At 45.3% G+C, this 26,070-nt stretch carries 26 protein-coding genes, 1 rRNA gene and 1 other annotated feature; all 27 genes read right to left on the bottom strand.

Annotated elements, in window-relative coordinates:
• Window positions 1–256: 256 nt before the first annotated feature.
• Window positions 257–1,814, bottom strand: a 16S ribosomal RNA gene (locus MKY52_RS15350).
• 445 nt (window positions 1,815–2,259) lie between these two features.
• Entirely contained in the window at window positions 2,260–4,026 is a 1,767-nt protein-coding gene (locus tag MKY52_RS15345; protein ID WP_341052149.1) for a LysM peptidoglycan-binding domain-containing protein, read from the bottom strand.
• Between the two features lie 324 nt (window positions 4,027–4,350).
• A complete protein-coding gene (gene ilvE / locus MKY52_RS15340) occupies window positions 4,351–5,232 on the bottom strand; it encodes a branched-chain-amino-acid transaminase (RefSeq protein ID WP_042191145.1) in 882 nt (293 codons plus the stop codon).
• A 4-nt stretch (window positions 5,233–5,236) separates the two neighbouring features.
• Complete coding sequence (gene pheA / locus MKY52_RS15335) at window positions 5,237–6,124, bottom strand: prephenate dehydratase (protein WP_149646001.1); 888 nt, start codon at window positions 6,122–6,124, stop codon at window positions 5,237–5,239.
• Window positions 6,121–7,101 carry a homoserine kinase gene (gene thrB / locus MKY52_RS15330; RefSeq protein WP_339243281.1) on the bottom strand — a complete coding sequence of 327 codons (981 nt, stop codon included), beginning with the start codon at window positions 7,099–7,101 and terminating at the stop codon, window positions 6,121–6,123. Before thrB ends, pheA begins: the two co-directional genes overlap by 4 nt.
• Before the next feature lie 59 nt (window positions 7,102–7,160).
• Window positions 7,161–8,447, bottom strand: a complete 1,287-nt coding sequence (locus MKY52_RS15325) for a homoserine dehydrogenase (RefSeq protein WP_341052147.1) — start codon at window positions 8,445–8,447, stop codon at window positions 7,161–7,163.
• Between the two features lie 36 nt (window positions 8,448–8,483).
• Window positions 8,484–8,921 carry an ACT domain-containing protein gene (locus MKY52_RS15320; RefSeq protein ID WP_042130552.1) on the bottom strand — a complete coding sequence of 146 codons (438 nt, stop codon included), beginning with the start codon at window positions 8,919–8,921 and terminating at the stop codon, window positions 8,484–8,486.
• A gap of 158 nt (window positions 8,922–9,079) precedes the next feature.
• Entirely contained in the window at window positions 9,080–10,441 is a 1,362-nt protein-coding gene (locus MKY52_RS15315) for a hypothetical protein (RefSeq protein ID WP_341052146.1), read from the bottom strand.
• Between the two features lie 54 nt (window positions 10,442–10,495).
• On the bottom strand, window positions 10,496–11,266 hold the full coding sequence (locus MKY52_RS15310; RefSeq protein WP_341052145.1) for a hypothetical protein: 771 nt from the start codon (window positions 11,264–11,266) through the stop codon (window positions 10,496–10,498).
• Window positions 11,267–11,280: 14 nt separating this feature from the next.
• On the bottom strand, window positions 11,281–12,027 hold the full coding sequence (locus MKY52_RS15305) for a hypothetical protein (RefSeq protein ID WP_339798178.1): 747 nt from the start codon (window positions 12,025–12,027) through the stop codon (window positions 11,281–11,283).
• Window positions 12,028–12,038: 11 nt separating this feature from the next.
• Window positions 12,039–13,358, bottom strand: a complete 1,320-nt coding sequence (locus MKY52_RS15300) for an SPFH domain-containing protein (RefSeq protein WP_042191160.1) — start codon at window positions 13,356–13,358, stop codon at window positions 12,039–12,041.
• A gap of 212 nt (window positions 13,359–13,570) precedes the next feature.
• On the bottom strand, window positions 13,571–14,881 hold the full coding sequence (gene obgE / locus MKY52_RS15295) for a GTPase ObgE (protein ID WP_341052142.1): 1,311 nt from the start codon (window positions 14,879–14,881) through the stop codon (window positions 13,571–13,573).
• Window positions 14,882–14,896: 15 nt separating this feature from the next.
• On the bottom strand, window positions 14,897–15,637 hold the full coding sequence (locus MKY52_RS15290; protein ID WP_076300740.1) for a Spo0B domain-containing protein: 741 nt from the start codon (window positions 15,635–15,637) through the stop codon (window positions 14,897–14,899).
• Between the two features lie 280 nt (window positions 15,638–15,917).
• Complete coding sequence (gene rpmA, locus MKY52_RS15285; RefSeq protein ID WP_042130564.1) at window positions 15,918–16,229, bottom strand: 50S ribosomal protein L27; 312 nt, start codon at window positions 16,227–16,229, stop codon at window positions 15,918–15,920.
• A 17-nt stretch (window positions 16,230–16,246) separates the two neighbouring features.
• The gene (locus MKY52_RS15280; RefSeq protein WP_042191166.1) at window positions 16,247–16,582 is read right to left on the bottom strand and encodes a ribosomal-processing cysteine protease Prp; all 336 of its coding nucleotides are present in this window, start codon (window positions 16,580–16,582) and stop codon (window positions 16,247–16,249) included.
• Between the two features lie 12 nt (window positions 16,583–16,594).
• On the bottom strand, window positions 16,595–16,906 hold the full coding sequence (rplU, locus tag MKY52_RS15275; RefSeq protein ID WP_042130566.1) for a 50S ribosomal protein L21: 312 nt from the start codon (window positions 16,904–16,906) through the stop codon (window positions 16,595–16,597).
• A gap of 14 nt (window positions 16,907–16,920) precedes the next feature.
• Window positions 16,921–17,006, bottom strand: a sequence feature (ribosomal protein L21 leader region).
• 62 nt (window positions 17,007–17,068) lie between these two features.
• Window positions 17,069–18,310, bottom strand: coding sequence for an Rne/Rng family ribonuclease (locus tag MKY52_RS15270; protein WP_042194404.1), 1,242 nt, complete (start codon window positions 18,308–18,310; stop codon window positions 17,069–17,071).
• Window positions 18,311–18,368: 58 nt separating this feature from the next.
• Window positions 18,369–19,211, bottom strand: a complete 843-nt coding sequence (locus tag MKY52_RS15265; protein WP_042191168.1) for a M50 family metallopeptidase — start codon at window positions 19,209–19,211, stop codon at window positions 18,369–18,371.
• Complete coding sequence (locus tag MKY52_RS15260) at window positions 19,204–20,067, bottom strand: M23 family metallopeptidase (RefSeq protein ID WP_076286495.1); 864 nt, start codon at window positions 20,065–20,067, stop codon at window positions 19,204–19,206. The genes MKY52_RS15265 and MKY52_RS15260 overlap by 8 nt, the downstream gene beginning before the upstream one ends.
• A 177-nt stretch (window positions 20,068–20,244) precedes the next feature.
• Window positions 20,245–21,039, bottom strand: a complete 795-nt coding sequence (minD, locus tag MKY52_RS15255) for a septum site-determining protein MinD (RefSeq protein ID WP_042130573.1) — start codon at window positions 21,037–21,039, stop codon at window positions 20,245–20,247.
• Window positions 21,040–21,044: 5 nt separating this feature from the next.
• Window positions 21,045–21,704, bottom strand: coding sequence for a septum site-determining protein MinC (gene minC / locus MKY52_RS15250; protein WP_042191171.1), 660 nt, complete (start codon window positions 21,702–21,704; stop codon window positions 21,045–21,047).
• 80 nt (window positions 21,705–21,784) lie between these two features.
• Complete coding sequence (gene mreD / locus MKY52_RS15245; RefSeq protein ID WP_081383060.1) at window positions 21,785–22,315, bottom strand: rod shape-determining protein MreD; 531 nt, start codon at window positions 22,313–22,315, stop codon at window positions 21,785–21,787.
• On the bottom strand, window positions 22,315–23,193 hold the full coding sequence (gene mreC / locus MKY52_RS15240; protein ID WP_341052140.1) for a rod shape-determining protein MreC: 879 nt from the start codon (window positions 23,191–23,193) through the stop codon (window positions 22,315–22,317). The genes mreD and mreC overlap by 1 nt, the downstream gene beginning before the upstream one ends.
• A gap of 62 nt (window positions 23,194–23,255) precedes the next feature.
• Entirely contained in the window at window positions 23,256–24,290 is a 1,035-nt protein-coding gene (locus MKY52_RS15235) for a rod shape-determining protein (protein WP_042191174.1), read from the bottom strand.
• 39 nt (window positions 24,291–24,329) lie between these two features.
• Entirely contained in the window at window positions 24,330–25,019 is a 690-nt protein-coding gene (gene radC / locus MKY52_RS15230) for a RadC family protein (RefSeq protein WP_042191176.1), read from the bottom strand.
• Window positions 25,020–25,043: 24 nt separating this feature from the next.
• A complete protein-coding gene (locus tag MKY52_RS15225; protein WP_341052139.1) occupies window positions 25,044–25,640 on the bottom strand; it encodes a Maf family protein in 597 nt (198 codons plus the stop codon).
• Window positions 25,641–25,674: 34 nt separating this feature from the next.
• Complete coding sequence (locus MKY52_RS15220) at window positions 25,675–25,920, bottom strand: DUF4321 domain-containing protein (RefSeq protein ID WP_042191180.1); 246 nt, start codon at window positions 25,918–25,920, stop codon at window positions 25,675–25,677.
• Between the last annotated feature and the right edge of the window lie 150 nt (window positions 25,921–26,070).

Below are 26,070 nucleotides of genomic sequence, written 5' to 3'. Positions count from 1 at the left end.
CCGATGTTTCGCTTGTTCGCACAATTGAAAATCTTCGCTTCCAGCTAATAACTAACGTACTTGTTTACACAAGTTTTAGCTAAAAGATGTTCTAAAACGCAAATTCGTTTCGGTATCCAGTTTTCAAGGATCAAGTCTTACTTGAGAGCTTAAACTCTCAAAACTGAGCAACGAGTGAGTAACAGGCCTAAACCTGAGATTTGGAAGTTTAACTTCCGATTTGAATGTCTTCATTGCAGAAGACGATTCTCCATAGAAAGGAGGTGATCCAGCCGCACCTTCCGATACGGCTACCTTGTTACGACTTCACCCCAATCATCTACCCCACCTTCGGCGGCTGGCTCCCTTGCGGGTTACCCCACCGACTTCGGGTGTTGTAAACTCTCGTGGTGTGACGGGCGGTGTGTACAAGACCCGGGAACGTATTCACCGCGGCATGCTGATCCGCGATTACTAGCAATTCCGACTTCATGCAGGCGAGTTGCAGCCTGCAATCCGAACTGAGACCGGCTTTGATGGGATTGGCTTCACCTCGCGGTTTCGCTTCCCGTTGTACCGGCCATTGTAGTACGTGTGTAGCCCAGGTCATAAGGGGCATGATGATTTGACGTCATCCCCACCTTCCTCCGGTTTGTCACCGGCAGTCACTCTAGAGTGCCCAACATTACTTGCTGGCAACTAAAGTTAAGGGTTGCGCTCGTTGCGGGACTTAACCCAACATCTCACGACACGAGCTGACGACAACCATGCACCACCTGTCTCCTCTGTCCCGAAGGCCGCCACTATCTCTAGTGGATTCAGAGGGATGTCAAGACCTGGTAAGGTTCTTCGCGTTGCTTCGAATTAAACCACATACTCCACTGCTTGTGCGGGTCCCCGTCAATTCCTTTGAGTTTCAGTCTTGCGACCGTACTCCCCAGGCGGAGTGCTTACTGTGTTAACTTCGGCACCAAGGGTATCGAAACCCCTAACACCTAGCACTCATCGTTTACGGCGTGGACTACCAGGGTATCTAATCCTGTTTGCTCCCCACGCTTTCGCGCCTCAGCGTCAGTTACAGCCCAGAAAGTCGCCTTCGCCACTGGTGTTCCTCCACATATCTACGCATTTCACCGCTACACGTGGAATTCCACTTTCCTCTTCTGTACTCAAGTCACCCAGTTTCCAGTGCGACCTCAGGTTGAGCCCAAGGTTTAAACACCAGACTTAAATGACCGCCTGCGCGCGCTTTACGCCCAATAATTCCGGACAACGCTTGCCCCCTACGTATTACCGCGGCTGCTGGCACGTAGTTAGCCGGGGCTTTCTTCTCAGGTACCGTCACTCCGGTAGCAGTTACTCTACCGGACGTTCTTCCCTGGCAACAGAGCTTTACGATCCGAAAACCTTCATCACTCACGCGGCGTTGCTCCGTCAGACTTTCGTCCATTGCGGAAGATTCCCTACTGCTGCCTCCCGTAGGAGTCTGGGCCGTGTCTCAGTCCCAGTGTGGCCGTTCACCCTCTCAGGTCGGCTACGCATCGTCGCCTTGGTGGGCCGTTACCCCACCAACTAGCTAATGCGCCGCAGGCCCATCCCTCAGTGACAGATTGCTCCGTCTTTCATTCTTCCTTCAGGAGAAAAAAGAAATTATCCGGTATTAGCTACCGTTTCCGGTAGTTATCCCAGTCTAAGGGGCAGGTTGCCTACGTGTTACTCACCCGTCCGCCGCTAAGTTAGTTTGAAAGCAAGCTTTCAAACTAACTCCGCTCGACTTGCATGTATTAGGCACGCCGCCAGCGTTCGTCCTGAGCCAGGATCAAACTCTCCAATTAGTATTGAAAAGAGCGATATGCTCATTTTGAAACATCTGACGAGAAAATTAATTCTCTAATTTTGGATTTCACTTTCGTGATTTCCCACTCACTCGTTGTTCAGTTTTCAAAGATCAAGTTCTCGTTGGCGCCGTTTAATGTCTCAGCAGCAACTTTTATAATATATCATGTTTTCCGATGAATTGCAACACTTTTTTTTCAAAGTCTTTTGTAATTTCATCCGGACTAACATTCACCAACCGAAAGTTTATATCTCCTCTTTGCGACTGGATTTATAATGTAACATATAACCCACTCTAAAAACAACCCCTAAATTCAAAAAACATAAATAAGTACTTTCGCCTCAGTCCTACTTCTCGTTCCCATCTTCTCATAAAAAACGTGCAGATTCTAATAATCAGAACCTACACGTTAAATAGAGATTGGATGTTAGTTTAGAACTGTATTAATTAGAAATCCACGGATTTCTGCGTTTCTTTGAGCTCTCTGTACGACCACCAGCATTTGAACGTTGAGACTTCACACCTGTATTGTTTTTCTTACTGCTGTTTTGACTCGAGGTCTTTGCTTTTGATGCCGTTTCCTTCGTTGCAGTTCCCTTGCTCTTGAGAGAAGCGCCAGAAGTAGATTCCTCACTCACTGTTCTAACAACTTCGGGAGTGTCCTGTACAAACGTTTCAGGATCTTGGATTTCTGGAACCCGATTATGCTGCGAATAATTACCAATACCTGGATACTGCGGATTAGACGGAATACTCGACATTATCGGCCCGCCAAAAGCTCCAAGAGGAGATGCTGGAACTATTCCCTGATTAGGTGTTCCCGCTCCATAAGCAGAGAATGCATTTGGGTTTCCATATACAGGATAGGTATTATATACGGGCATTTCATATGAATAGGGTTGAACATGCATTCCCCCACACCCACAAGTAGTTGGCCAAGGAAGGTTCGATGACATCCCATACATCGGGTTCATCCCTGAAACATTAGCCTCCATATTGTTAGATGCAGCATTTGGATTCCATTGTTCTGGACTCACGTTAGGCGCAGCATTCGGATTCCATTGTTCCGGACTCATATTAGGCCAAGCATTCGGATTCCATTGTTCTGGACTCATGTTAGGCCAAGCATTCGGATTCCATTGTTCTGGGCTCACATTAGGCGCAGCATTCGGATTCCATTGTTCTGGACTCACATTAGGTGCAGCATTCGGATTCCATTGTTCTGGACTCATGTTAGGTGAATACATATTTTCTGAAAAGTAGTATGGAGACATGCATTCAGGTCCATATGACGCCGGTTGAACATAACTTGGTGCCCAATTCATGTTCATATTAGGGCTATTTTGATAAGAATCATAGAGATAAGGATTTCCTCCTAGTCCTGGATATCCCATGTTGTCACAAGCATCTGCCTTTTCCTCTTTGCAAGCCACTGGCTTCATCTCAGCTTTTGCTGCCTCATGATGAGCTACAGGCTCTTGATTTGGAACTGTAATCTGAACAAATAAGCTCTGCATTTCAATTTCTTGCACAGGAGCAACTTCCATCTGCATATTCGGCGCAGCATTAGGTGCAGCATTTTGAGTATTAATAGGGGCTATGTTCATCGATGGGTGCGGTGCAGAATTGTACAAAGGCGAGATATTTGGCGATGATTTAGGTGCAGGTTTAGTTTCCGCTTTAGCTTCTGGTTTATTTTCTGCTTTTGCTTCCGGTTTAGTTTCTGGTTTGACCTCTGGTTTAGTTTCCGGTTTTGGTGCAGGAACTACCTCAGCTACTGGCTGTTCTTTTGGACCCGTATATTCCTTCCCGCCAACTTGTGTTTTCTCAGAAGCATTAGAAGGCATGTAGCCTGGCTGTACGGGTGAAGCGTTTGATGTCTTTTTAGGAATGTTGACTACTTCCCCTAACATCAATACATTCGGATTCTTTAGCTGGGGGTTTGCTTCAACCATATCTTTTAAAGGGATTCCCCACGCCTTAGATAATTTCCATAAGGTATCTCCTTGTTTGACTGTATGCTTGTAGTAAACTTCACTGTTATCCGGTACGGATACAGGAGCCGTAGGTATTTTTACTTTTTCACCAAGTGCCAGCACATTCGGATTACTGATCTGTGGATTAGCTTCAATAATTTTTTGTAACGGCACTCCGTACTTTTGCGATAATGCATACAGACTATCGCCTTGTTTGACAATGTGTATTTTCACGTAGCATTAACCTCCTAAAAGTTTTGTGGAGTATTGCTTTCTTACAGCTACACAGCAAAACTGGCTTTGAAAGCAAACACCCTTTGGATGGAACATTGCTCTCTTACAGAGTTATATGCGGTACAGCCGCCTCCTTCGTTACTACATCTTATGCAGCCCATGGGCGAATGACATCCCTGAAATAAAAAAAATCCTTTCATGAGACATGAAAAGATTTACCAGAGACCTCCGGCCATCTTCTTCATATGCATGAAAGGATATCTAATGCCTATTCAATACTCATTACACGACTAGCATGTAAAGAGAAAATTGTACGATTAACTGTTATTCCCAAACCTTGTAGCCATCTTTGTCAACAACATTGCGGAACTCTTCAAGCAATTTCAAAGTGATTGGACCCGCTTGTCCTTCACCAATGATTCGGCCGTCAATTTCACGCGCAGCAATAACTTCAGCAGCAGTACCTGTGAAGAATACCTCGTCCGCTATGTAAACATCATGCATAGTGAATGGTTCTTCTTTTAGCTTAATACCCAATTTCTCACATAACTCGATGATCGCCAGACGTGTGATTCCTTCAAGCGCTCCCAAATAGCACGGAGGAGTAAAGACCACACCATTTTTGATGATGAAAATATTATCTCCAGATCCTTCAGTAACATATCCTTGAGCATTCATCATGATTGCTTCATCGGCTTCTGCCAGATTGGACTGGATTTTCACTAGGATATTGTTGAGATAGTTAAGCGATTTAATCTTCGGATTCAGTGCATCCGGAATATTACGACGTTGGGATACAGAAACAGCACGAAGCCCATTAATGTACGCTTGCTCTGGGTAAATAGCTAATTGTTCAACGATAATGATTACGCTGGCTTTAGGGCAACGGCGTGGATCAAGACCCAAGTTACCAGGACCACGGGATACGATCAGTCGAATATAACCGTTACGCATGTCGTTAAGGCGAATCGTTTCAGCCATAGCTTCCAGCATCTCGTCATAAGTGAGCGGAATGTCCAGCATGATCGACTTCGCCGAATCATATAGTCTGTCCAAATGCTCTTTACATTTAAAAATATTACCATTGTAAATACGAATACCTTCAAATATGCCGTCTCCATACAAAAAACCGTGATCAAAAACGGATACCTTTGCATTTTCCTTAGTTACGTGTTGTCCATCCAGATAGATCCATTGTTCAGCCATGAATTTACTGCACCTCCGCTTTCTCTTCCTCATAGGTGTATGTGGGATACGAGCCCAGAATCCGAACCTGACAGCCTAAAGCACTAATCTCTTCAATCGCTCCTGGTAGCAGGACTGATTCTATCGGTTCCAGCACATCAATATAAAAATAATAAGTACCCAACTTCTTTTTCGTTGGTCGTGATTCAATACGCGATAAATTCAGCTTCCGCCAAGAAAAGGCAGCGAGGACCTGATGCAAAGCACCGGGAAAATCCTCCGGCAGCGTAACTAGGACACTCGTCTTTACACCATTGCTGCTCCGTGGAAGATCAATCTTCTGCGGACCGACAAGGACAAATCGTGTGTAGTTGTTGTTGTGATCTGTAACTTTCCGATCAACAATCTCCAGCCCATGAGTTGCTGCGCCAAGAGCAGTACCAATCGCAGCCCAGCCCTTGTCAGGATTGTTCTTAACGATTTCAACAGCTTCAGAGGTGCTTCCGACCGACTCCAGTTCAGCCCAAGGTGCATGCTTCCGAACAAATTGCATGCATTGTGCCATTGCAACAGGATGCGAAAGGATTTTTTTAATTTTAGTGAAATCCTTATTGCCGTTCGTATCTCTGAATTCCAGCGGGTGACCGATGAGATTCTGTATCGATGGAAAGATCCATTCAGCCTGCATAGGCAGATCGACCTCATTAATGAGCCAATCAATATGTAGACTAACTGAGCCTTCAATAGTATTCTCAATCGGGATAACGCTGTAATCAGTGGTGCCACCAGCCGTAGAGAGAAAGACATCGGAAATTAGCTTGTGATGCACAATTTTTACAGGCTCGCCGTTAAACAAATGCAGCAGCGCTTCGTGAGATACCGAGCCCTGCGGCAATACCGCTATTGATTTCATAACCGTACTTCTCCTTTTATCATATCCAAAAATGATACGTTTTGCATCTCGTTTCTTTCAAGAAGCTCTGATGTAACACCTGAAGTACAAGGCATCAGCCAGCAAGTCTGAGCAGAGATGCCGTGTTCTTGCATCGTATTCATCAGGAAAGCCTCAAGCTCTCGTTTACGAGTCTCATGGCGATCAACTAAACACAGTAGGGTAGGACCGGCACCGCTAAGTGCGATTCCTAAAGCACCATGGTTAGGTGCTTCCGCGAGCAGCTTCTCCATGCCTGGAATAAGCGCTGCACGATAGGGCTGATGCAGACGATCCTGCATCGCTCTACTGATCAGGTCAAGCCGACCTGATGCAAACGAGGCTGTCATTAAAGAGGTTCTGCTGATGTTGTACACAGCATCACTAACTGAGATTTCTGTTGGAAGCACTCCCCGTGCTTTTGTGGTTTCCAGCTCGAATTCAGGAATAACCACGAGAACCTCAAGGTCTTGAGGTGGATCAAGGCGAACGTAATCCGCATGATCACCGTCCCACACTGCGGTAATGATGCCACCAAATAAGGAAGCTCCTACATTGTCAGGATGCTTCTCAAGCTGGGTAGCCATATCAAACAGCTTGGCATCATCGAGCGGAGAGCCGATCATCGTATTAGCTGCGACCATGCCCCCAATGATGGCCGAGGCACTGCTGCCGAGTCCACGCGTAAGCGGAATCTCAGAGTACATCGAAATAGATATTTCAGGCACCGTAACGCCAGCTTCTGCAAATACCATTTGAGCGACCTTATAGAGTAAATTACTCTTATCCCGAGCCACTCCCTTCATCTCGTCACCATATAGATGAAAAACTGTCTCCTCTGCTTCCTCCATCTCAATCCAGGCATACAGCGGCAATGCCATGCCAAGAGTATCGAAGCCCGGACCAAGATTGGCAGTACTAGCAGGTACTTTAACCCTTGCTACTCCATAAGTACTCATAACAGGTGCAATCTCCTTACTCATTGTTTAAATATAGAAAGTATAGTCCATCTACAGTGCTAACCTTCCACACGATAATGACTCTTGATCCGGTGGATGACTTTCAGTTCCTTAAAGTGGCGCAGCACTTTATTCATACTTGCTTTGCTGGCGTTATGGGTAACAATAATAATCTCCGCATCAGGATTATTTGGATTGGCTTGTTGAACTACCGAATCAAGACTCACATCATACTCGGCAAACACCTGAGTAATCTTGGCCAATACACCTGCTTTATCATCAACGTGTAAAAGTAGGAAGTTTTTATAAAAGATATCCTCATCACTCTTAAGCTTCTTCTGCTTATAAGGTACTTTTTGCTTCAATCCATTAACACCCAGCTTGAGGTTCTTAATAATGGCTACCAAGTCAGCTACTATCGAAGTTGCTGTTGGCATTGCACCCGCGCCCGCACCATAGAACATCGTTTCTCCTACCGCTTCACCATACACATAAACTGCATTGAAGACACCATTTACGGATGCAAGCGGATGACTTGTTCGAATCAAGGTCGGTTGAACACTGATACTAAATTCCTCATCCTGACGTTCAGCGATACCCAGCAGCTTGATTTCATATCCGAGACGCTTCGCAAAAGCAATATCGGCTTTACTCACTTCTGAAATCCCGCTCACACTTACATCATGTAGCTCCACGTTAGTGCGGAAGCCTAAGGTTCCGAGAATCGCCATTTTGCGGGCAGCATCCAGACCTTCAACATCGGAAGTTGGATCGGCCTCTGCATATCCTAGATCCTGCGCTTCTTTTAACACATCATTGTAGGATGCGCCTTCTTGGCTCATTTTGGTTAGTATGTAATTAGTTGTTCCATTTACAATTCCAATAATCTTCATGATCTTATCTGAAGAAAAGCCTTCGATAAGCGTCCGAATAATCGGAATGCCACCCGCAACGCTAGCCTCATAAAAGACATCACATTGCTTCTCTTGCGCCTTAGCCAGAATCTCCGAACCGTGCAGCGCCATCAAATCCTTGTTCGCAGTTACGACATGCTTACCGCGGTCCAAAGCTTCAAGAATATATTCCTTTGTTCCATCGACACCACCCATCACTTCAACGATTACATCAATTTCAGGATCACGAATAACATCCCATGGATCTGTTGTTATTTTGGCAGGGTCAACCTCAATATCACGTGGCTTATTGGAATTATTCACCGCTATGCGCTCAATGAGTATTGGAGAGCCTACTTGACTGCTCAAATCCTCTTGATTTCCTTCCACGATACGAACTACACCTGTACCAACTGTTCCCAGACCCAGCAACCCTACTTTAACCGGCTTCATCTGTATCCTCCTAAAAGTTTTACGTATATAACTTCTCTATCCCTGTCCAACGATTAGGGCGCGCTTCACTCCCGGAATATTCTTCAGACTATCAAGCATCTCTCCGAGCTCCTCATTCAAATGTGAGATTTCCACGGAAATCACCACATTCGCTCGTCCTTGTAGCGGAATACTCTGGTGAATCGTCAGCACGTTAGCCCCATGCCCCGCCACAGATCCTAGAACCTTGGAGAGCATCCCCGATTCATGTTCCAAATCCATGGAGATCGTAACAATTCGCTCACGTTCGAGCTGATGGATCAGGTGAATGCCATCCTTGTATTTATAAAAAGCACTTCGGCTTAATCCTACCTGTTCTACACCCTCATGTACGGTCTTCGCATCCCCGGCCTCAAGCAATTGTTTGACCTGCATTGTCTTAAGTACGGCATCAGGTAATATGTCCTCACGGACCAAATAATAGCGTTCTTTCACGAACGTCCTCACCTCAAAGACTTTTGTGTTTTCTTAGTGGACATTATATCGGAAAAGACTTATAAAATGCAATAACTTTATATGTATACTCTGAGGCCAGGGAGTACGGTGCAGCAAAACCCCCGGATTCCCGGGGGCAGCAGGCAATCGTATGTACACTAACTGTATGGAATCGTCGTCCCGCAATAGTCACAGATTTTATCCTGCCCAGGAAGCACTCTACTCTTAGCACCGCAACTCGAACAAACGATGGATTTCGGCAGTTGGACAGGTGGCTTAGGCCTATTCTCCGGTAATGACTGCCGCCCAGATGATGGCTGGTTCTCTGATGCCGCGGAGGGCTGTGCCCGGTCAGGATGCACAAGATTGGGCGGTTGTTTATCTAAGAGCTTAACACGTCCTTCATAATAGACAAGATCAGAAGCAAGTAACCCCCATCTCACCAAATACCGTAGGTCTCTACGTACATCATCTTCACTTTGTTTCGTGATATCAGCTAAATTACCAATATGTCTAACATCATCCACTATGATCAGCATGAGATACTTCTTGCACAGAAAATCAAAGTTTTCTGTTGCGAAGGTAGCCCTCCCTGCAAAGCTGTCCGCCGGAATTATAAAGATCAAGTAGAGGACCACCAGAATGATCAATAAAGTGAACCACTTAAAATCCCCTTTGTAGGTCCCCACGGCGAAGAGGACGGCAAGTTCCATAAAAGCTCCCATACATACATGATAGAGCAATTTGTAGTTAAATGATTTCCGCTCATTCTTATAATGAGTGCTTACAAAACGAAGCATCGCAAGTACAAACCCAAGTGGAGCAAACAAATAGGCAATCGCCATGATGATTCGATCAAACACTGACCGGTCTCGCTTGTTACGGTAGCGAAGGTTATTCTCAGGCGCACGCACCAGTGCTTGTGCCCGTTTGGAATAAATAAGCTTCGGCGGCAATTTTACAAATGGATTGTCTACACGTCCTTCATAATAAACAATATCTGGAGAAAGTACTCCCTGATCTTTTAAATATTCCAAAACCTCGCGGACGTTCTCTTCACTGAATCCGCGAATATCGGATAGGCTGCCGATATGCCTTATGCCGTCCACAAGAACCAAAGCGATATAGTCATTGCAAAGATAGGTGAATCCCTCTCTCCATCCTACGGCCCTAACTGACAATTTGATGGCGGGAATCCTAAACAATGCGTAGATAATCACCAGCCTGATCAAGAGTGCGACATAATCGATTTGACCGAGTAGCTTGCTAATAATGAAATAGATCGCCAATTCTACAAAGGCACCCATATACGCATGATAAAACAGGTTAATATTGCTTGCTTTGCGCTGTCTCTTGGAATGTGTAGATAATAACCGAATGGCAGCCAATATAAAGCCAACCGGAGCAAATACATACGCAAACACAATAGTCGTATAATCAAACGCCGTCCGCTCATATTCGTGCTTATATATCGGTTTGCCTGTTGTTGGTGGCTGCCTTCGTATATCCAATTTACTCATCTTTTATCTCCCCTAGTTAAGTTATATCTACAATGCTCAGGGAGAACCTTGGCATTAACTGTACGATATCATCGTGCCACAGTATTCACAGCTCTTAGACTGACTAGGCTGAACCGTGTTCTGTGCTCCGCAGCCCGGACAACGGATGGACTTAGGCAGCAGCGGTGAGGACTGCGGTTGAGAATGAATCTGTTGTCCCGAAGCTTGGGCTCCGAAGCCTGAAGTCCTTTCAGGATGTACAAGATTAGGTGCTGCCATGGATGGATCTGGCGTCTGACGCCCCTCGGAAAGTACAATATCAATATCCAAAAATCCTTTATTCTTTAGATATTGGACATCTCTCCGTACATCACTTTCGCTTTGACCTATCCGTTCAGATATACTGCCGACATATCGGATATTTTTATTTTGAATCAGCTCTATATAAGAAGTATTAAGCTTAGAAAGTGTATATTTAGCTTTTGCTGTCACACTCGCAAGAATAAGTGCCGGAATCAAAAATATGACTGCAAGGAAAATCTGGATCGTTAATAATTCGGAAGTTCCAGTATTTCCACTCATGGTATCCACAAACATTGCAATAGAGAGTTCAACAAATCCTCCGATAAATACATGCATGATCAGATTTAGATTGGTGGGTCTCCGATGATTTTTATAATGGGTTAGCATCAAACGTAACAATGCAAGAACGAGTCCAATGGGTGTGAATAGATAAGCCGCTGCAAGAATGACATAATCAAACCCAGTCCGGTCTAATTTAATCAGAGGAACCGCTGCACTCCCCGCTGGGGTCGGTGACGGCTCTTGTATGTTCAATCTGTTCATGTAGTTATTTCCTCCTATTTAAGTGCCGCTAATTCCCGATTTCGCCGCTCTAGTGTAGCTTTAATACTGTCGGCCATTTCGTTGATTTCAGCTTGCCAGTTCTCATGTGGCTCATTTGTCATGAGCAGAAGCTTCACATGATCATGCAACAGGGAGATCTGCTGATGCATGATATCCTCAGTAGCATATAAAGATGGATCTGATACAGGATCACTGAACTTGAATTGATCTCGTAACTTATTGAGCAATTTTACAAGCTGTTCAGTTTCGGGATTGTTCCAGCTGCTTGCCAGCGTACTGATCTCGTTTATTTCACTCTGATGCTGCCGAAAAGCTTGCAAGGACCTCTGCATTTGCTGTTCTTCTGTTCCGGCATTCCATCCATAAATCCCGATCACAGCTAGTGTGATTCCACCAATCAAAAGAATCAGCAGTTGAACGGCAGCATACCACAGAGGGGACAACTCCAGTAGCCAATCGAAGACAATAGCCGATGCGAATACTCCAACCGCATAAATCCCCGTGATGAATGCACCGCTGAGAAGAACGGGTGAGGTCCGCTGCACACTACCTGCAGTACGGAGCCAAAAAATACAATAGCCATACACCACACTCTCCGCCAGCAGAACAGCAACTAGCGAAATCACGAATCGAAACAGTGATTCAGAGAAGCCTAACCCTATAAAGGAGAACACCGTTAGTATTATAGCAGCCACATAAATAATGGTGATGATACGAATATAGCTTTTGCCCTTGTTCATAACGTCCTCCTTCAGCCTGCTTTTGTTCCACACTCTGCACAAAATTTCTGTCCAGGCTTCAGCTCATGCCCACAACCTCCGCATTTAATAACCAAGCTATCTCCACAGTGAGGACAGAATTTCACCCCTGGTGATACCATTTCTCCACATTTACCACAGGCTTTAGGCATTTCTTTTCCACAAGAGACACAGGAAGATGCACCCTCAGGATTATCTGCTCCACAGGTTGGACAAGCACGATAAGGATTGCCACAACCAGGACAGAACTTGGCTCCTGCTTTCAATTCATGACCACATTCCAAACAATTGATCTTGTTTCCGGACGATGCGCTTTGCTGAATGCTCTCCAGAGCATGCCCACAGCCACTGCAGAACCTTCCCTCAACAGAATTCATAACCCCACACTTCGAACAGGAGCGCTCTTGACGCACAACTGTAGTCCCTGAATCAAAACTCATCCCTCGGGTCATACGATTCACCATATCCATAGCCGGTCCAGCGAATCCCATACCAAGTCCAAGCCCCATCCCGGTGTTCATCATGCCTACTCCAAGATTACCAGGATTACCTGCTGCTTTTTCCATCGTGTTAAAGCCGCGCTCCTGCTGATAGTTGAAGCCGATAATATCCATTTCTGCTTTTTTAGCTAAAGCTTCCTTTAATCGAATCGTTGCCGGATCATCATCAGGAATATTAATGGAATCAATATAGAAATTATTCAGCTCAAGTCCATTATCCAGAAAAGTTGATGCTAGCCGCCCCTGGATATGCTTTGAGATCTCTGCAACATAGGCATTAATCTCCAGTATACTGATTTGCTTATGTACAAGGTAGGATGAGATCAGTTCATTTATATTTGACATAAGCAAGCCGCGGAAATAATTCACGAGCGTATCGTGATCAAACTGAGGAAGCGTTCCAACAAGCTGCAACAAAAATTTGCGCGGATTATCAACCTTTACACCAAACTGTCCGAAGGAACGAACAGAAATCATAATTTTGTATTTAGGATCCTGGAGTTGTAAAGGTGCGCTGGTTCCCCATTTAACATTCATCGAATTGGTCTTGTTCACATACCATACTTCTGCTGTGAACGGCGACTTCCCACCGAAAGGAAGATTAACGATATTAGATAAAATAGGAATATTGGCGGTGCTCAGGGTGTGCCGCCCTGCCGTAAAGGAATCAAGCGCTTGTCCGCCCTTGAATAGGATCGCTTCCTGAGATTCATTAACGATTAGCTGAGTCCATGTCCCTAGCTCTTGGTTAGGATATTTCCATGCGAAAATCCCCGGAGGACCGTCGTACTTCACCACTTCTATAATTGCCATCTGCTATTCCCTCTTTCATCATCTATGATATATGAATAACGTATGCGTTCCCGGATGGGAAATTGTGTATTTCGATATTAATTGTATACGATATATATCGTGATTTGGGTTCTTTTCACGAAAAAAATATACTCGATATGGAAATAAAAAAAGCGCGGCTTGCGTCTTCCTTTACAGGAGAACACAAGTCGCGCTTTGTAATCAGCTAAATATTAATAGTAACTGCTATTCTCTACGAACTCGAATTCGAACTCACCAATACGGACAATAGTCCCCTCTACAGCTCCACGTTTACGAAGCTCTGCATCTACACCCATATGTCGCAATGTCCGGGCGAGCTTTAGAATCGCATCATGTGTGCTAAGCTGCATACGTTTCAACATTTTCTCGATACGAGGGCTGTTGACCACATATGTTTCATTATCACGTGTAATGGTGAACGAGTTATTATCTTCCGCTTCTAGCTTATAAACCTTACGTTCAGTTGTTCCTGATACTTCTTCAACTACCGGTGCCACCGGAATACTATCAAGAATATCCGTTGCACGATATAACAGTTCCTGAACACCCTGACGGGTAAGCGAGGAGATTGGCATAACCTCAAGATCCGGACGCAGCTCAGCTACGCGTTCTCGAAAGGCGATGAGATTTCCCTCTGACTCTGGCATATCCATTTTATTCGCGGCCACGATCTGAGGACGATCAATTAGAGCCGCATTGTATTGCTTCAGCTCGTCATTAATGAGAACCCAATCCTCGAAGGGATCACGCCCCTCTGAACCAGACATATCCACTACGTGAATAATGATCCGTGTACGTTCAACGTGGCGTAGGAATTCATGGCCAAGCCCTATGCCTTCACTAGCTCCCTCAATTAATCCTGGCAGATCCGCCATTACAAAGCTTCGTCCATCCCCAACATCTACTACACCTAAGTTCGGTGTAATTGTAGTGAAATGGTATGCACCAATCTTTGGTTGAGCTGCTGATACGACCGACAGTAGCGTAGATTTGCCCACACTCGGGAAGCCTACAAGTCCCACATCAGCCATAACCTTAAGTTCCATAACAATATACCGCTCTTGACCCTCTTCGCCGTTCTCTGCTAGCTCTGGAGCCTTATTAGCTGCTGTTGCAAAACGAGCATTCCCACGACCCCCACGACCCCCACGGGCAACAACAACTTGCTGACCATGACGAGTCAAATCGGCGATGATCTCATGAGTATCATCGTCAATTAATATGGTTCCAGGTGGAATCCGCACGATCATATGATCAGCGTTCGCCCCATGCTGACTTCTGTTACGTCCTTTAATCCCTTTGTCCGCTTTAAAATGGCGCTGATAACGGAAATCCATCAGCGTACGCAAGCCCTCATCTACTCGGAAGATAACGTCGCCACCACGGCCACCGTCACCACCTGCTGGGCCACCATCCGGTACATACTTTTCCCGACGAAACGCAACGATACCATCCCCGCCGTCTCCGCCCTTAACATAAATCTTAGCTTTATCTACGAACATTAATGTTCACCTTCCTCACATTTCAAGCGGCAAACGCAGCTCTACATAAGCCTTGCTGGGCTTAAACTGCTCCGCTTTCATGATTTTCCCTTGTACTATATTATAAATTTGCCCTTTGAGCTGCTCGGGATTGCCATGCTCTCCCTCACCTTCGAAGGAGATAAGAATGTCTCCTCCATCCTGAATAAAGCCAAGACGCAGCTTGCGCGTTTCACCCTGAGGAGCCAGTCCGTTATATTGATAAGCTCGTACGGTCTGCATGATCACTGAAGTCAGCTCATCTCCTGCTTCCCGGTTTAGCTTCTCCTCCAGTTGCAATCCTTCCTCCACTTGAACTTCCAGTTCCAGACTAGTCCGGTAAGTTCGGAAAGATTGGATATAGAAGACCAATGAAGGAATGCCCAGCTTCGCGATACGACTATCAAGCGCTATGCGTTCCTTTATTCTTTCCACACACTCCACGGATTTATCAGGCTTTCCAAGCTGAATATATCCGTAAAGAATCTGCAAATCATTCATCCAATCATGACGATGATGATTCAGTGTCCGAATCGCCGCCTGTTGCAGAGTGTTCTCTTGTATACGCAGCTCCCGTTCCCAATGACGCTGATTCCAAATCAAACTGAAAGCAACCGTTGCTGCTACCCAAATTCCAAGCAACAGACACGTCAAAAGGGAGGTATGCCAATACACGAGTCCTAAAGGAAGCATTACGGATAACATGACTGCCCAGATTGCACTTTTCCAGGATTTCATTCTTTCTCCCCGTCCCTCAGTTCGCAAAATTCATGACTTCGTTTAGATTATTACCCTCATCAATTACCATTTCCTAGTATAACACAGCAGTTCCCTGTAGTTCACCAGAGATAACCGTGAGATTTCACATATGTCTAAGGATGTTTATGTTTTCTTAAAACTCTGAAGGTCTACATTTCTAAAGTGCTCAAAGGTATCCACAAACGCTTCTGAATATTCTACAAAAAAGCCTCCGGCACTCATGCCGGAGGCTTCTACATGCAAATATGGTTCCGTAAGCTTACGCTTCCAGTGCCGCTGCTACCGGAGCGACATCAACTGGGTATACGCTCACTTTTTTGCGATCGCGGCCCCAACGTTCGAACTTCACTACGCCATCCACCAATGCGAACAACGTATCATCTTTACCGATGCCTACGTTAGTGCCTGGGTGAATTTTTGTTCCGCGTTGACGAACCAAGATGTTACCGCCGGTTACTGCTTGACCGTCAGCACGTTTCACGCCAAGACGTTTGGAATGGGAATCCCGTCCGTTTTTTGTGGAACCTACACCTTTTTTCGATGCGAACAATTGAAGATTCAATTTCAACATGTTGTCAACCTCCTTCTTTAAATATTTACTTGCTCTATTTGAAGATACTTTCCGTATGATTCTGCGATATCATTTAGCATCACGACCATGGATTCAAGCAGCAATTGCACCTTCGCGGAAGTATCGAAATCATCAATGGAACCTAATGTTCCACTTAGGAATCCGTTCTTCATGGATGTATCCATGGAGATTCCGGTCAAAGTCTCAATCGAATTGACGGTTCCAACCGTTACGGCCGAAACTCCGGCACATACGATATCTTCGCCACGCTTTGCATAACCCGCGTGCCCTTTTACCTCAAAGCCAACGATAGTTCCTAGATCCGAAGATCGTGTAATCCGTACGTTAATCATTCACGCACCTTCTTACGCTTGAATCTTCTCGATAGTTACTTTCGTGTACGGTTGACGATGGCCTTGTTTCTTGTGGTAGTTCTTCTTAGGTTTGTATTTGTAAACTACAACCTTAGCGCCTTTACCATGTTTCTCGACTTTAGCTGTTACAGACGCGCCGCTTACGAGCGGAGTTCCTGCAGTCAGACCACCTTCGTTAGAAACAGCCAATACACGGTCAAAAGTTACACTTGCGCCGTCTTCAGCTTCCAACTTCTCAATGAACAAAACATCGCCCTCTTGGACTTTGTATTGTTTACCGCCAGTTTCGATAATTGCATACATTTTACTTGCACCTCCTCATGTCTCAGACTCGCCTAGTCTAGGTGGCAGATTCCCGTGGGAACTGCACTTATGTACCCGATCGGAGCGGTTACAGCATGTGCAGGACCGAATCAATCAAACACATACTTGAAGATATTATCATACTTATCGCCCATCGTCAACTCATTCCATCCATTCTCCAACTTTCCCAGTCCCTCCGCAGCACTGACAAAGGATAGGTGCGAAGCTGGCTGAGTCATGTCTTGCCTTCTTCCGGGTCATCTCGAGGAGTCCAAGTCTTGTCCAACCGAGAATATGGGTTTTAGTTCGATCCTTGCAGATCACTTTCTCCAGCCGCTCGGTAACCATTTTACGGTGTATCTCTTCTTCCATATCAATAAAATCAACAATAATGATTCCGCCCGTATCTCGTAAACGGATCAGACGACCAATCTCCTCTGCTGCAAGCAAATTAGTATTCGTCACCGTCTCTTCAAGGGATGCTCCTCCAATGTATTGCGCAGTGTTCACGTCAATAACGGTGAGCGCCTCCGTCTCATCCCAGATCATTGTCGCTCCGCCCTCCAGCGTGATCTTGCGACTGAAGCTCTTGTGCAACTGTTCCTGAACCCCATAAGCTGTAAAAATGGACTCCGGTCCATTATATAAACTCACAGGCTTGTACCCATCAGGTGCCATGTCATCCAGAAATGCCTTGGCTTCTTTAACTGCAACTGGAGAATCTATAATCAACTGATCACGCTGTGGATTAAAAGCATCTCTTATAAAGCGCTGAACAATACTAAGATCACGATGAAGTAGAGCTGGGGCTTCTGCAGTTTGTGCCCGACGTGTAATGTTATCCCATTGCGCACGTAAAAATGAAAGATCACCCTCCACTGCTTCATGCGGCTCATCCTGAGAGACGGTCCGCATAATAACCCCCTCTTCTTTCATTCGCAGACGTTCACCAATTCCTTTGAGCCGGCTACGTTCTGCATCGCGACTTATTTTTTTGGATACCCCAACATAATCGGCAAAAGGCATGTACACCATCCAGCGACCGGGCAATGTATAATGGGTCGTTACACGCGCACCTTTGCCGCCACTAGGCTCTTTTCTTACTTGTACAACAATATCCTGACCCGGCTGCAAAAGCGTCTCGATAGAAGGCTTCACATCCGGCTGTCTATCCAAATGAGGGTGCAAAACATCATCAACATATAAAAAAGCATTCTTCTTCTGTCCAATGTCAACAAAAGCAGCCTGCATACCTGGAAGTACGTTAATCACACGGCCTTTATAATAACTTCCGACCAGCCCTTGCTGCTGATCGCGTTCAGCCGCGTACTCCACAAGCCTTCCGTTCTCCAGAAGAGCCATTCGGGTAATGTGCTGCGTGCAGTGAACGATCATCTGTTTCATGGCTTCACCTCTGGTTTCGTTCATTCATTCATCCCTTCTCACGCTCTGCATAAATACACTACATTCCGAAGTAGGTAGATATTAAGCGCTGTTCCGGCACAACAGCAACAACATTTCCTTCGCCGTTTAATACATAGATAAAATGATATTGATTACGTTTAAATAGACGCAATATAGCATCTAAAGGTTTCGCAGATAAGGCAACAATTGGACGAGCCACACTTCCTGTCCGCAAATGATACTCATAAACCGCCTCCCTATTCATCAAAAACGCAACAAATCGGTACGGTAAATTCCGATGATCCGTGAGATTTGAATACAATAAAAAAGCACCGATCATAACCATGTTCAGCCTCAAGCCTCCACCTGCTCCAAGAGGCAATAGCGCATAAACAATCACAAAAATGCTTGCAGCAACACTCACTCGTCCGCTCCATAGCAAAGTATAGTAATAAGGAAGAAATAAACTGACTGTAGCCTGAAGTACTTTGCCTCCGTCAAGTGGCAGAACAGGCAAAAGATTAAAGAGCGCAATGATGGCATTAGCATTTATAAAATAGACTAAAAATTCCTGATTACCATAACCTGCTTGCTGAAGCCCAAGAGCCATAACAATCATGATGCCATTTTGCAGTGGACCGGCAAGTGCAATACCAATCTCACGACTAGCGGTGAGCCGCCCATGATCCTCAATAACCGCAACTCCGCCAAACGGAAGAAGCTGAACCGATTTGACTGTAACACCAACTAAAAGGGCAGCCACCACATGTCCCATTTCATGAATGAGGACAATCGTAAATAAAGTTAGCAACTCCAGAAATTGTCCTGTGAGTACAGAGAACAACATAATGATTACGAACAATGGATGTAGTGACAGATCAATCCCTAAGATCCTAATCAAACGATACCACTTCTGTAGGATCAATATAAGTCTTGTCTTTCATCACTGCAAAAAATAGCGTTGGAGCTGAGGAGCCCTCTTTCTCCAGCATCCACCCGAGTTCATCTCCACTCTGAATCCAGTCATCAATCTCCAGCTTAGTGCCATTTAAATGTCCGTATTCTGCTGTGATTCCTCCAGAATGTTGAACTGCAATTCGAATGCCACCGTCCAATTCTTTGGAAATGGAAAGAACACGTCCCATGTCTATACTCTTCACCGTCACATTTGAGGTTGAATCGATTTGAGGCATAATTTCTACACCTTTTAGCGTGGAAGCAAAGGGCTCCACAATGCTTCCAGCTACCGGAGCACTAAGCTCATGTTGAGCTGCTGCCTTTTGAGCAGGTTCGTCTTTGTCACCAAAAATCGGTATGAACGCCGGTGCACCATTAAAATTCTCCTCATACCAGACCCGCACTGCTGTGAAATCCATGTCATTACTCAAGGCATCACTAATAAAGGCTTGGACTTTATAGGACCATGGCTGGTGAACTGCAAAAACTCCCCACACCGCTCCAAACACAAGCACACTGGCTATAACCCGTCGAATAAAACCGGAAGAAAATTTAGAACCTCCTCCTCCTGGTTCCTCCCAGCCACCCCGTCTCTCTTTCCACATCACTTCCGGATCAGGCTCTATAGATGATTGCTCCTCATTTTTCTTAAACCCCGTACCCCACTCCTTGAAGCTCGTACTCTTTTCGGGCATAACGAATAACGGAGGCACCTCTGCTGTTTCTATATTCGGGATTTCCTCCAGCAAACTACGAATACGCTCCTTGCGGCGATTCTTGATATCTGATTTGAGATCCATGTTTATCCCTCCGGACGGGCTTGTTTTACTTCCATTTTATGAAGCACGGAAGTCTCTTTAGAACAAGCCCACCCAAGGTGGAGCACTTAAATACCACTAAATAAATAAATCCCACCCATAGATTTCTCTAGTGGTGGGACCGTTAATGCTTCTATAGTAAGATTGCTTGGTGCAGAATTAAGCCATACCGAAAAATTTCTTGAACTTCTTAAATGCTCCCGGTTTCCGATCAAGTTGCATTAGCGGCACAGCATCACCTAAAATTCTACGAGCAATATTGCGGTAGGCAATAGCTGCTGACGAATCGGGATTCATAACTGTAGGCTCTCCACTATTTGCGGCCTTAATGACCAGTTCATCATCCGGAACAATTCCGATAAGATCAATATTCAACACCTGTAAAATATCCTCAATATCAAGCATATCCCCAGACTTCACAAGACCTGGGCGAATACGATTTACCACCAGCTTTGGCGATTCCACATGTGACTGCTCAAGCAGTCCGATAATACGATCCGCATCCCGCACAGCAGCATGCTCTGGTGTGGTAACCACGATCGCTTTATCCGCACCGGCAATCGCATTGCGGAAGCCATGTTCAATCCCTGCTGGACAATCAATCAAAATATATTCATATTCCTTCTTCAGTTCGAGAATAATATCTTTTACTTGTTCAGGAGTGACGGACGTTTTATCCTTCGTTTGAGCTGCGGGCAACATATACAACTCATCAAAGCGTTTGTCTTTAACCAGTGCTTGATTTAGGCGACAACGACCCTCCGCTACATCCACAAGATCATAAATAATACGATTCTCAAGCCCCATTACTACATCCAGATTACGCAGTCCAATGTCGGTATCGACGAGACATACTTTTTTACCCTGCAGTGCAAGTGCGGTTCCAATATTGGCTGTTGTGGTTGTTTTGCCAACTCCGCCTTTGCCCGAGGTTACGACTATCGCTTCTCCCATGGAGGCTACACCCCTTTAAACACATTTAAATCCTGACGTACTTTGACTAAATTATGAATTTTATCGATTTGCATAGCTCCGTTCGTTAAATATGCAAACTCCATACTGCTTTCTCGGGTTTCCCACTCATCGGGAGGACGACTGATAATATCAGCAATTCGCAGTTGTGTCGGAGACATTAATGAAGCAGCGATAATCGCCTCTTCATTTCCATCTACTCCAGCATGCGCCATACCTCTAAGTGATCCTAGAATATAGATATCGCCTGAACAGGTAATAGTTCCTCCTGGGTTCACATCCCCCAGATATAAAAGATTTCCATCATGGTGCAGCACCTGACCGGAACGAAGAATCCCGCTCATAAGAAACAACGCGTCATTATCCTCACTGCCGGGCACTGGAAGCGCCTCTATGGAACGAATCAGTAGATTTCCCTGTCCCTTCAGAATCTCCAGCACAGCTTCCTTATCTTCCTCAGTTACGGGACGATTGCCCAGCTTAATATCTACATGGACAATCGGTCCAGTCAAAATATTTTGATGGCTGTGCTCCAGCTTATAGCGAAGCTCGCTCAGAAGATCTTCGAAGGGACACTTGTCGTCTAGCAGGAATATCAGGCCATCCTTGATGCCCTTAATCCTTACATGCTTGGATTTTACTGTCATATGCCTGGCCCCCTATCCTCATTCATTCGTGCCGGGCCCCTTAAATTCCTGCTTTATTAAGAAAGAAAATAGAAGCTTCTTTATGCCGCTTCTTCCGTACTCTTCTCTTTCTTGATCAGCTCAAGCTGGCGTCGTAACGGTATGTAGAGGATCAAAGCAATAGCAAAATGAAAGAGCATCGTTGGTAGCATATGATTCAAAATAGCCCAGCTATAAGGCTCCTGATTGAGATTGAATACACTATAAATACCAAATAACACACTATCCTCTAGCAAGCTTCCGAGCAGAATCACAGTCATCATAAGAGGCAGTGGAGCACGCGGAATCTGAAACAGAAGGCCGATTAAATAAGCCGACAGACCCATCGCAAAAGAATGTGCTCCTAGAATTCTGCCATAAAAAACGACATCATGTAATAGTCCGAAAGTTAGGCCCAGTATAAGCGCTGTATGACGATGATGATATACAGCCACGAACAATAGCACAACGAACACTAGATTCGGAATAATTCGCATCTGCCATACATCTGGAATCAGCCAAGGCAGAATGGTTCCCTCCAGAATGAACAAGAGGAACAGTAACAGAACAAGAACAGATCTGCGCATATTCACTATTCAGCACGCTCCTCCGTAAACACAACAAATAGATGCTTCCAATCCATAAACTCTGCAGAAGGTGTAACAACAGCTGTAGATGTCAGCCCATATTCTCCTACTTCAACACTGTCAACAGTACCGATAGTCAAACCACGTGGATATAACCCACCGATACCGGAGGAAACAACAACATCATCTTTTACAATAGGGTCTCCTGGTGGGATCTTAGTCATCAGTAATTTATTCGTTTTCTGATTGTAGCTCTCGATCATACCAAAGCTCTTGCCCTCTTTACCCACGGCTGTTGCTGCTATCGGAGGTTGGGAGTTTGGATCATTAGTATCCATCATTGTAATCAATTTCACAGTAGAAGTGAAATTACTAACCTGACTGATAACACCCACCAGACCATCTACGGAAATGACAGACATATTAGGTTTAACTCCATCTTTGGAGCCTAAATCAATCACAATAGTACTGTTACCAGGCTCCGTAGTTTGGCTAACTACCTGAGCGATGTGCCACTCATACTTATACAATTTCTCTTGTTCCTTTGTGAACCTCAACTGCTTATGCAGATCTTCATTGATTGCCTGAATGAAGTTATACTGGGCTTTATCACGTGCATATTGGGCGGCTAGAATCTTCAGCTGCTCATTTTCCTTAGAAAGATCTTTCAGATTTCCGATATCTTCAAACAAGCCCGCTACATATCCAGCGGGCTTGTAGAACATTTTTTGCACGAAACCAGTAGTATCTCTAAGAAAGTTCTCCGGCCAGGACAAGGAACTCCTTGATGCCAAGCTGAAGCCCATCACCACAATGAACAGCACCAGTGTAATCAACAGAATAAACAGACGTTTATTGCTTAAGAGTTTAAACAGTTTCAACACCCTCTAACAACAGTATTTCTCCCATAACAGGGGTTGACGTACACAAGTGGCAATACATAGGCTTATCTCTTAGAGCGAAGACTGGAACTGCTGCGACTCTTGAACAAATGGATATTATCAAGCGCCTTTCCTGTTCCAATCGCTACACAATCCAGAGGGTTCTCAGCGACAATAACTGGCATTCCAGTTTCACGCGCAAGCAGTTTATCCAAGTTACGAAGCAAGGCGCCTCCACCTGTCAAGACAATCCCGCGATCCATAATATCTGCTGCGAGCTCCGGTGGACATTTTTCCAAAGTTACTTTAACAGCTTCAATAATAGAACTCACTGTATCGGACAATGCTTCACAGATCTCATCAGAAGTAATTGTAAGCGTCTTTGGCAGGCCTGTAACGAGATCGCGTCCGCGAATTTCCATAGTCTCAGCTTTCTCAAGTGGCAAGGCAGAACCTACATCCATTTTAAGCTGTTCCGAAGTACGTTCACCAATCATCAGATTGTACTGACGTTTGATGTACTGAATGATGGACTCATCCGCTTCATCACCCGCAACACGTACGGAACGACTAGTAACAATACCGCCGAGTGAAATTACAGCAACTTCAGTAGTACCTCCGCCGATATCAACAACCATACTTCCTGTTGGCTCCCATACCGGTAGATCTGCACCAATCGCTGCAGCAAAAGGTTCCTCGATAATGTAAGCTTCGCGAGCACCAGCTTGTCTAGTAGCATCTTCTACAGCACGTTGCTCTACAGCAGTAATGCCGGATGGTACGCAGACCATTACATTAGGGTGACGTTGGAACATAGAACGTTGTTTCTGTGCTTGACGAATAAAATATTTTATCATCGTAGCCGTTGTGTCAAAATCAGCGATAACGCCATCCTTCATCGGACGGATCGCACGAATGTTTCCCGGTGTACGACCGATCATCTTTTTAGCGGATTCACCCACGGCTTCAATCGTCTTAGTGTCAGTGTTAATGGCTACAACGGAAGGCTCTCTTACAACGATCCCCTTACCGCGTACATAGACAAGCGTATTCGCTGTCCCCAAGTCAATTCCTAAATCTTTCGTAAAACTACCCAACATGCTAATTCTCCTTTTCCTAAGTAAATCTTCACATTTATATTACATGTGTCCTTTTTCTTTCAAGCTTACAAAGCTGCTATCACCGATAATTAGATGATCTAACACGTCAATCCCGACAATCTCGCCTGCCTGAAGCAGTCTTGAGGTCAAGGAGATATCCTCCGGACTAGGCGTTGGATCACCACTAGGATGATTATGTGCGCATATGATAGAGGCACTACTACATTTTATAGCTGCTCGGAATACCTCACGAGGATGAACAATCGAAGCATTAAGACTGCCCATAGACAACGTTTCTTGTCCTATCACATGATTCTTCGTATTCAGAAACAAGCAGACAAAATGCTCCTTCTGCAGATAACGCAATTGCTCAGTCAGTATCTCCGCAGCGTCCTCAGGACAACGGATAATGACCGGCATGTTAAACCTGGAGTTCGCAAGGCGCCTTCCAAGTTCGATGCCTGCTTTTAGTTGCACGGCCTTGGCAGGGCCGATACCTTTGATTTCGGTCAGTTCTTCGATGCTAAGGTCAACTAGCCCACGCAGGCCACCGATTTTCCCCAGCATCTGCTGTGCAATATGAATAGCCGATTCACGGCGTGTTCCCGTACGCAGCAGAATGGCTAACAACTCCGCTTGACTTAATGATTCCGCCCCATAATGCATCATGCGCTCTCTTGGTCGTTCTTCATGGGGGAGGTCCCGCAGCATTACTGATTGCGACTCCATCCCTATCCCTCTTTCCCAAGCTTCCTACCGGTTCAATACAGTTATACCGAACTCGGACAGCATTTCGCCAAGAAGCGACAGCGGCAATCCGACAACATTGAAATAACAGCCTTCAATTCGTTCCACCAAGATGGAGCCAAGCCCTTGTATCGCATAAGAGCCAGCCTTATCAGCGGGCTCTCCCGTAGCTATATAAGCAATAATTTCATTCTCCGTCATTGCTCTCATCGTTACGGAAGTAACACGGTGCTCCACTATAGTCTTTCCATGCGGAAGTCCAATACAGGCTACACCCGTGTATACCTTATGATTCCGGCCCTGAAGTCTGGTAAGCATCGATTTACTGTCCAGCTCGTCCACCGGTTTGCCTAGCACAGTGTTATCTAGTACAACAATCGTATCACTACCAATAATTACTGCGTTACGCTCTCCTGCTGCAGCCACTACAGCCTCTGCTTTTCGCAGAGCCAAACTCCGCACGATTTGCTCCGGCGTAAAGTCCGGTGGTGTGCTTTCGTCAGCTTCGCTGGTAATGACCTCAAAAGGCAAGCCCAGTAAAGACAAAAGCTCTCGTCGACGCGGTGAACCTGAGGCTAAAATAATGTGTTGTGAGTTGTCCACGTTGTAAACGTCCCTTCTTGATCAGTAACGAGAGTTACAGTCTTCGGTACAGCCATACAGCTGTAATAATACCGACGAGACTTAGCATGCACAATTTCAAATGAATAGTGATGTCATAGGTTATAATGTCCAAATCGGCTCGCGGAGACCACTTAAGCACAGTCGATGTTGTTAGAAAAGAAAGAGCCTTTACCGGCTGCAGTAGCTTGGCGATCCAGGCTCCAGCCAGCCAGCCTAGAATTAGAAATAACAGCAGTGTTCCTACATTTTTCTTCTTCATCTCAGTCTTCCCTCGCCATTTTTTGACACCCTAATTATTATACGGTGAAATTGTGATCAATACAAACGTAAAATCCCTTACGGTAATGTTTACCACCATTTGCACTAAAAGTTGCGGAGCGATACCATCCTCCGTATCAATTATAGTTTA

It is taken from the genome of Paenibacillus sp. FSL P4-0184 (assembly GCF_038004625.1).
Lineage (GTDB): Bacteria > Bacillota > Bacilli > Paenibacillales > Paenibacillaceae > Paenibacillus_AQ.
This window is presented reverse-complemented; position numbering and strand designations above follow the sequence as displayed.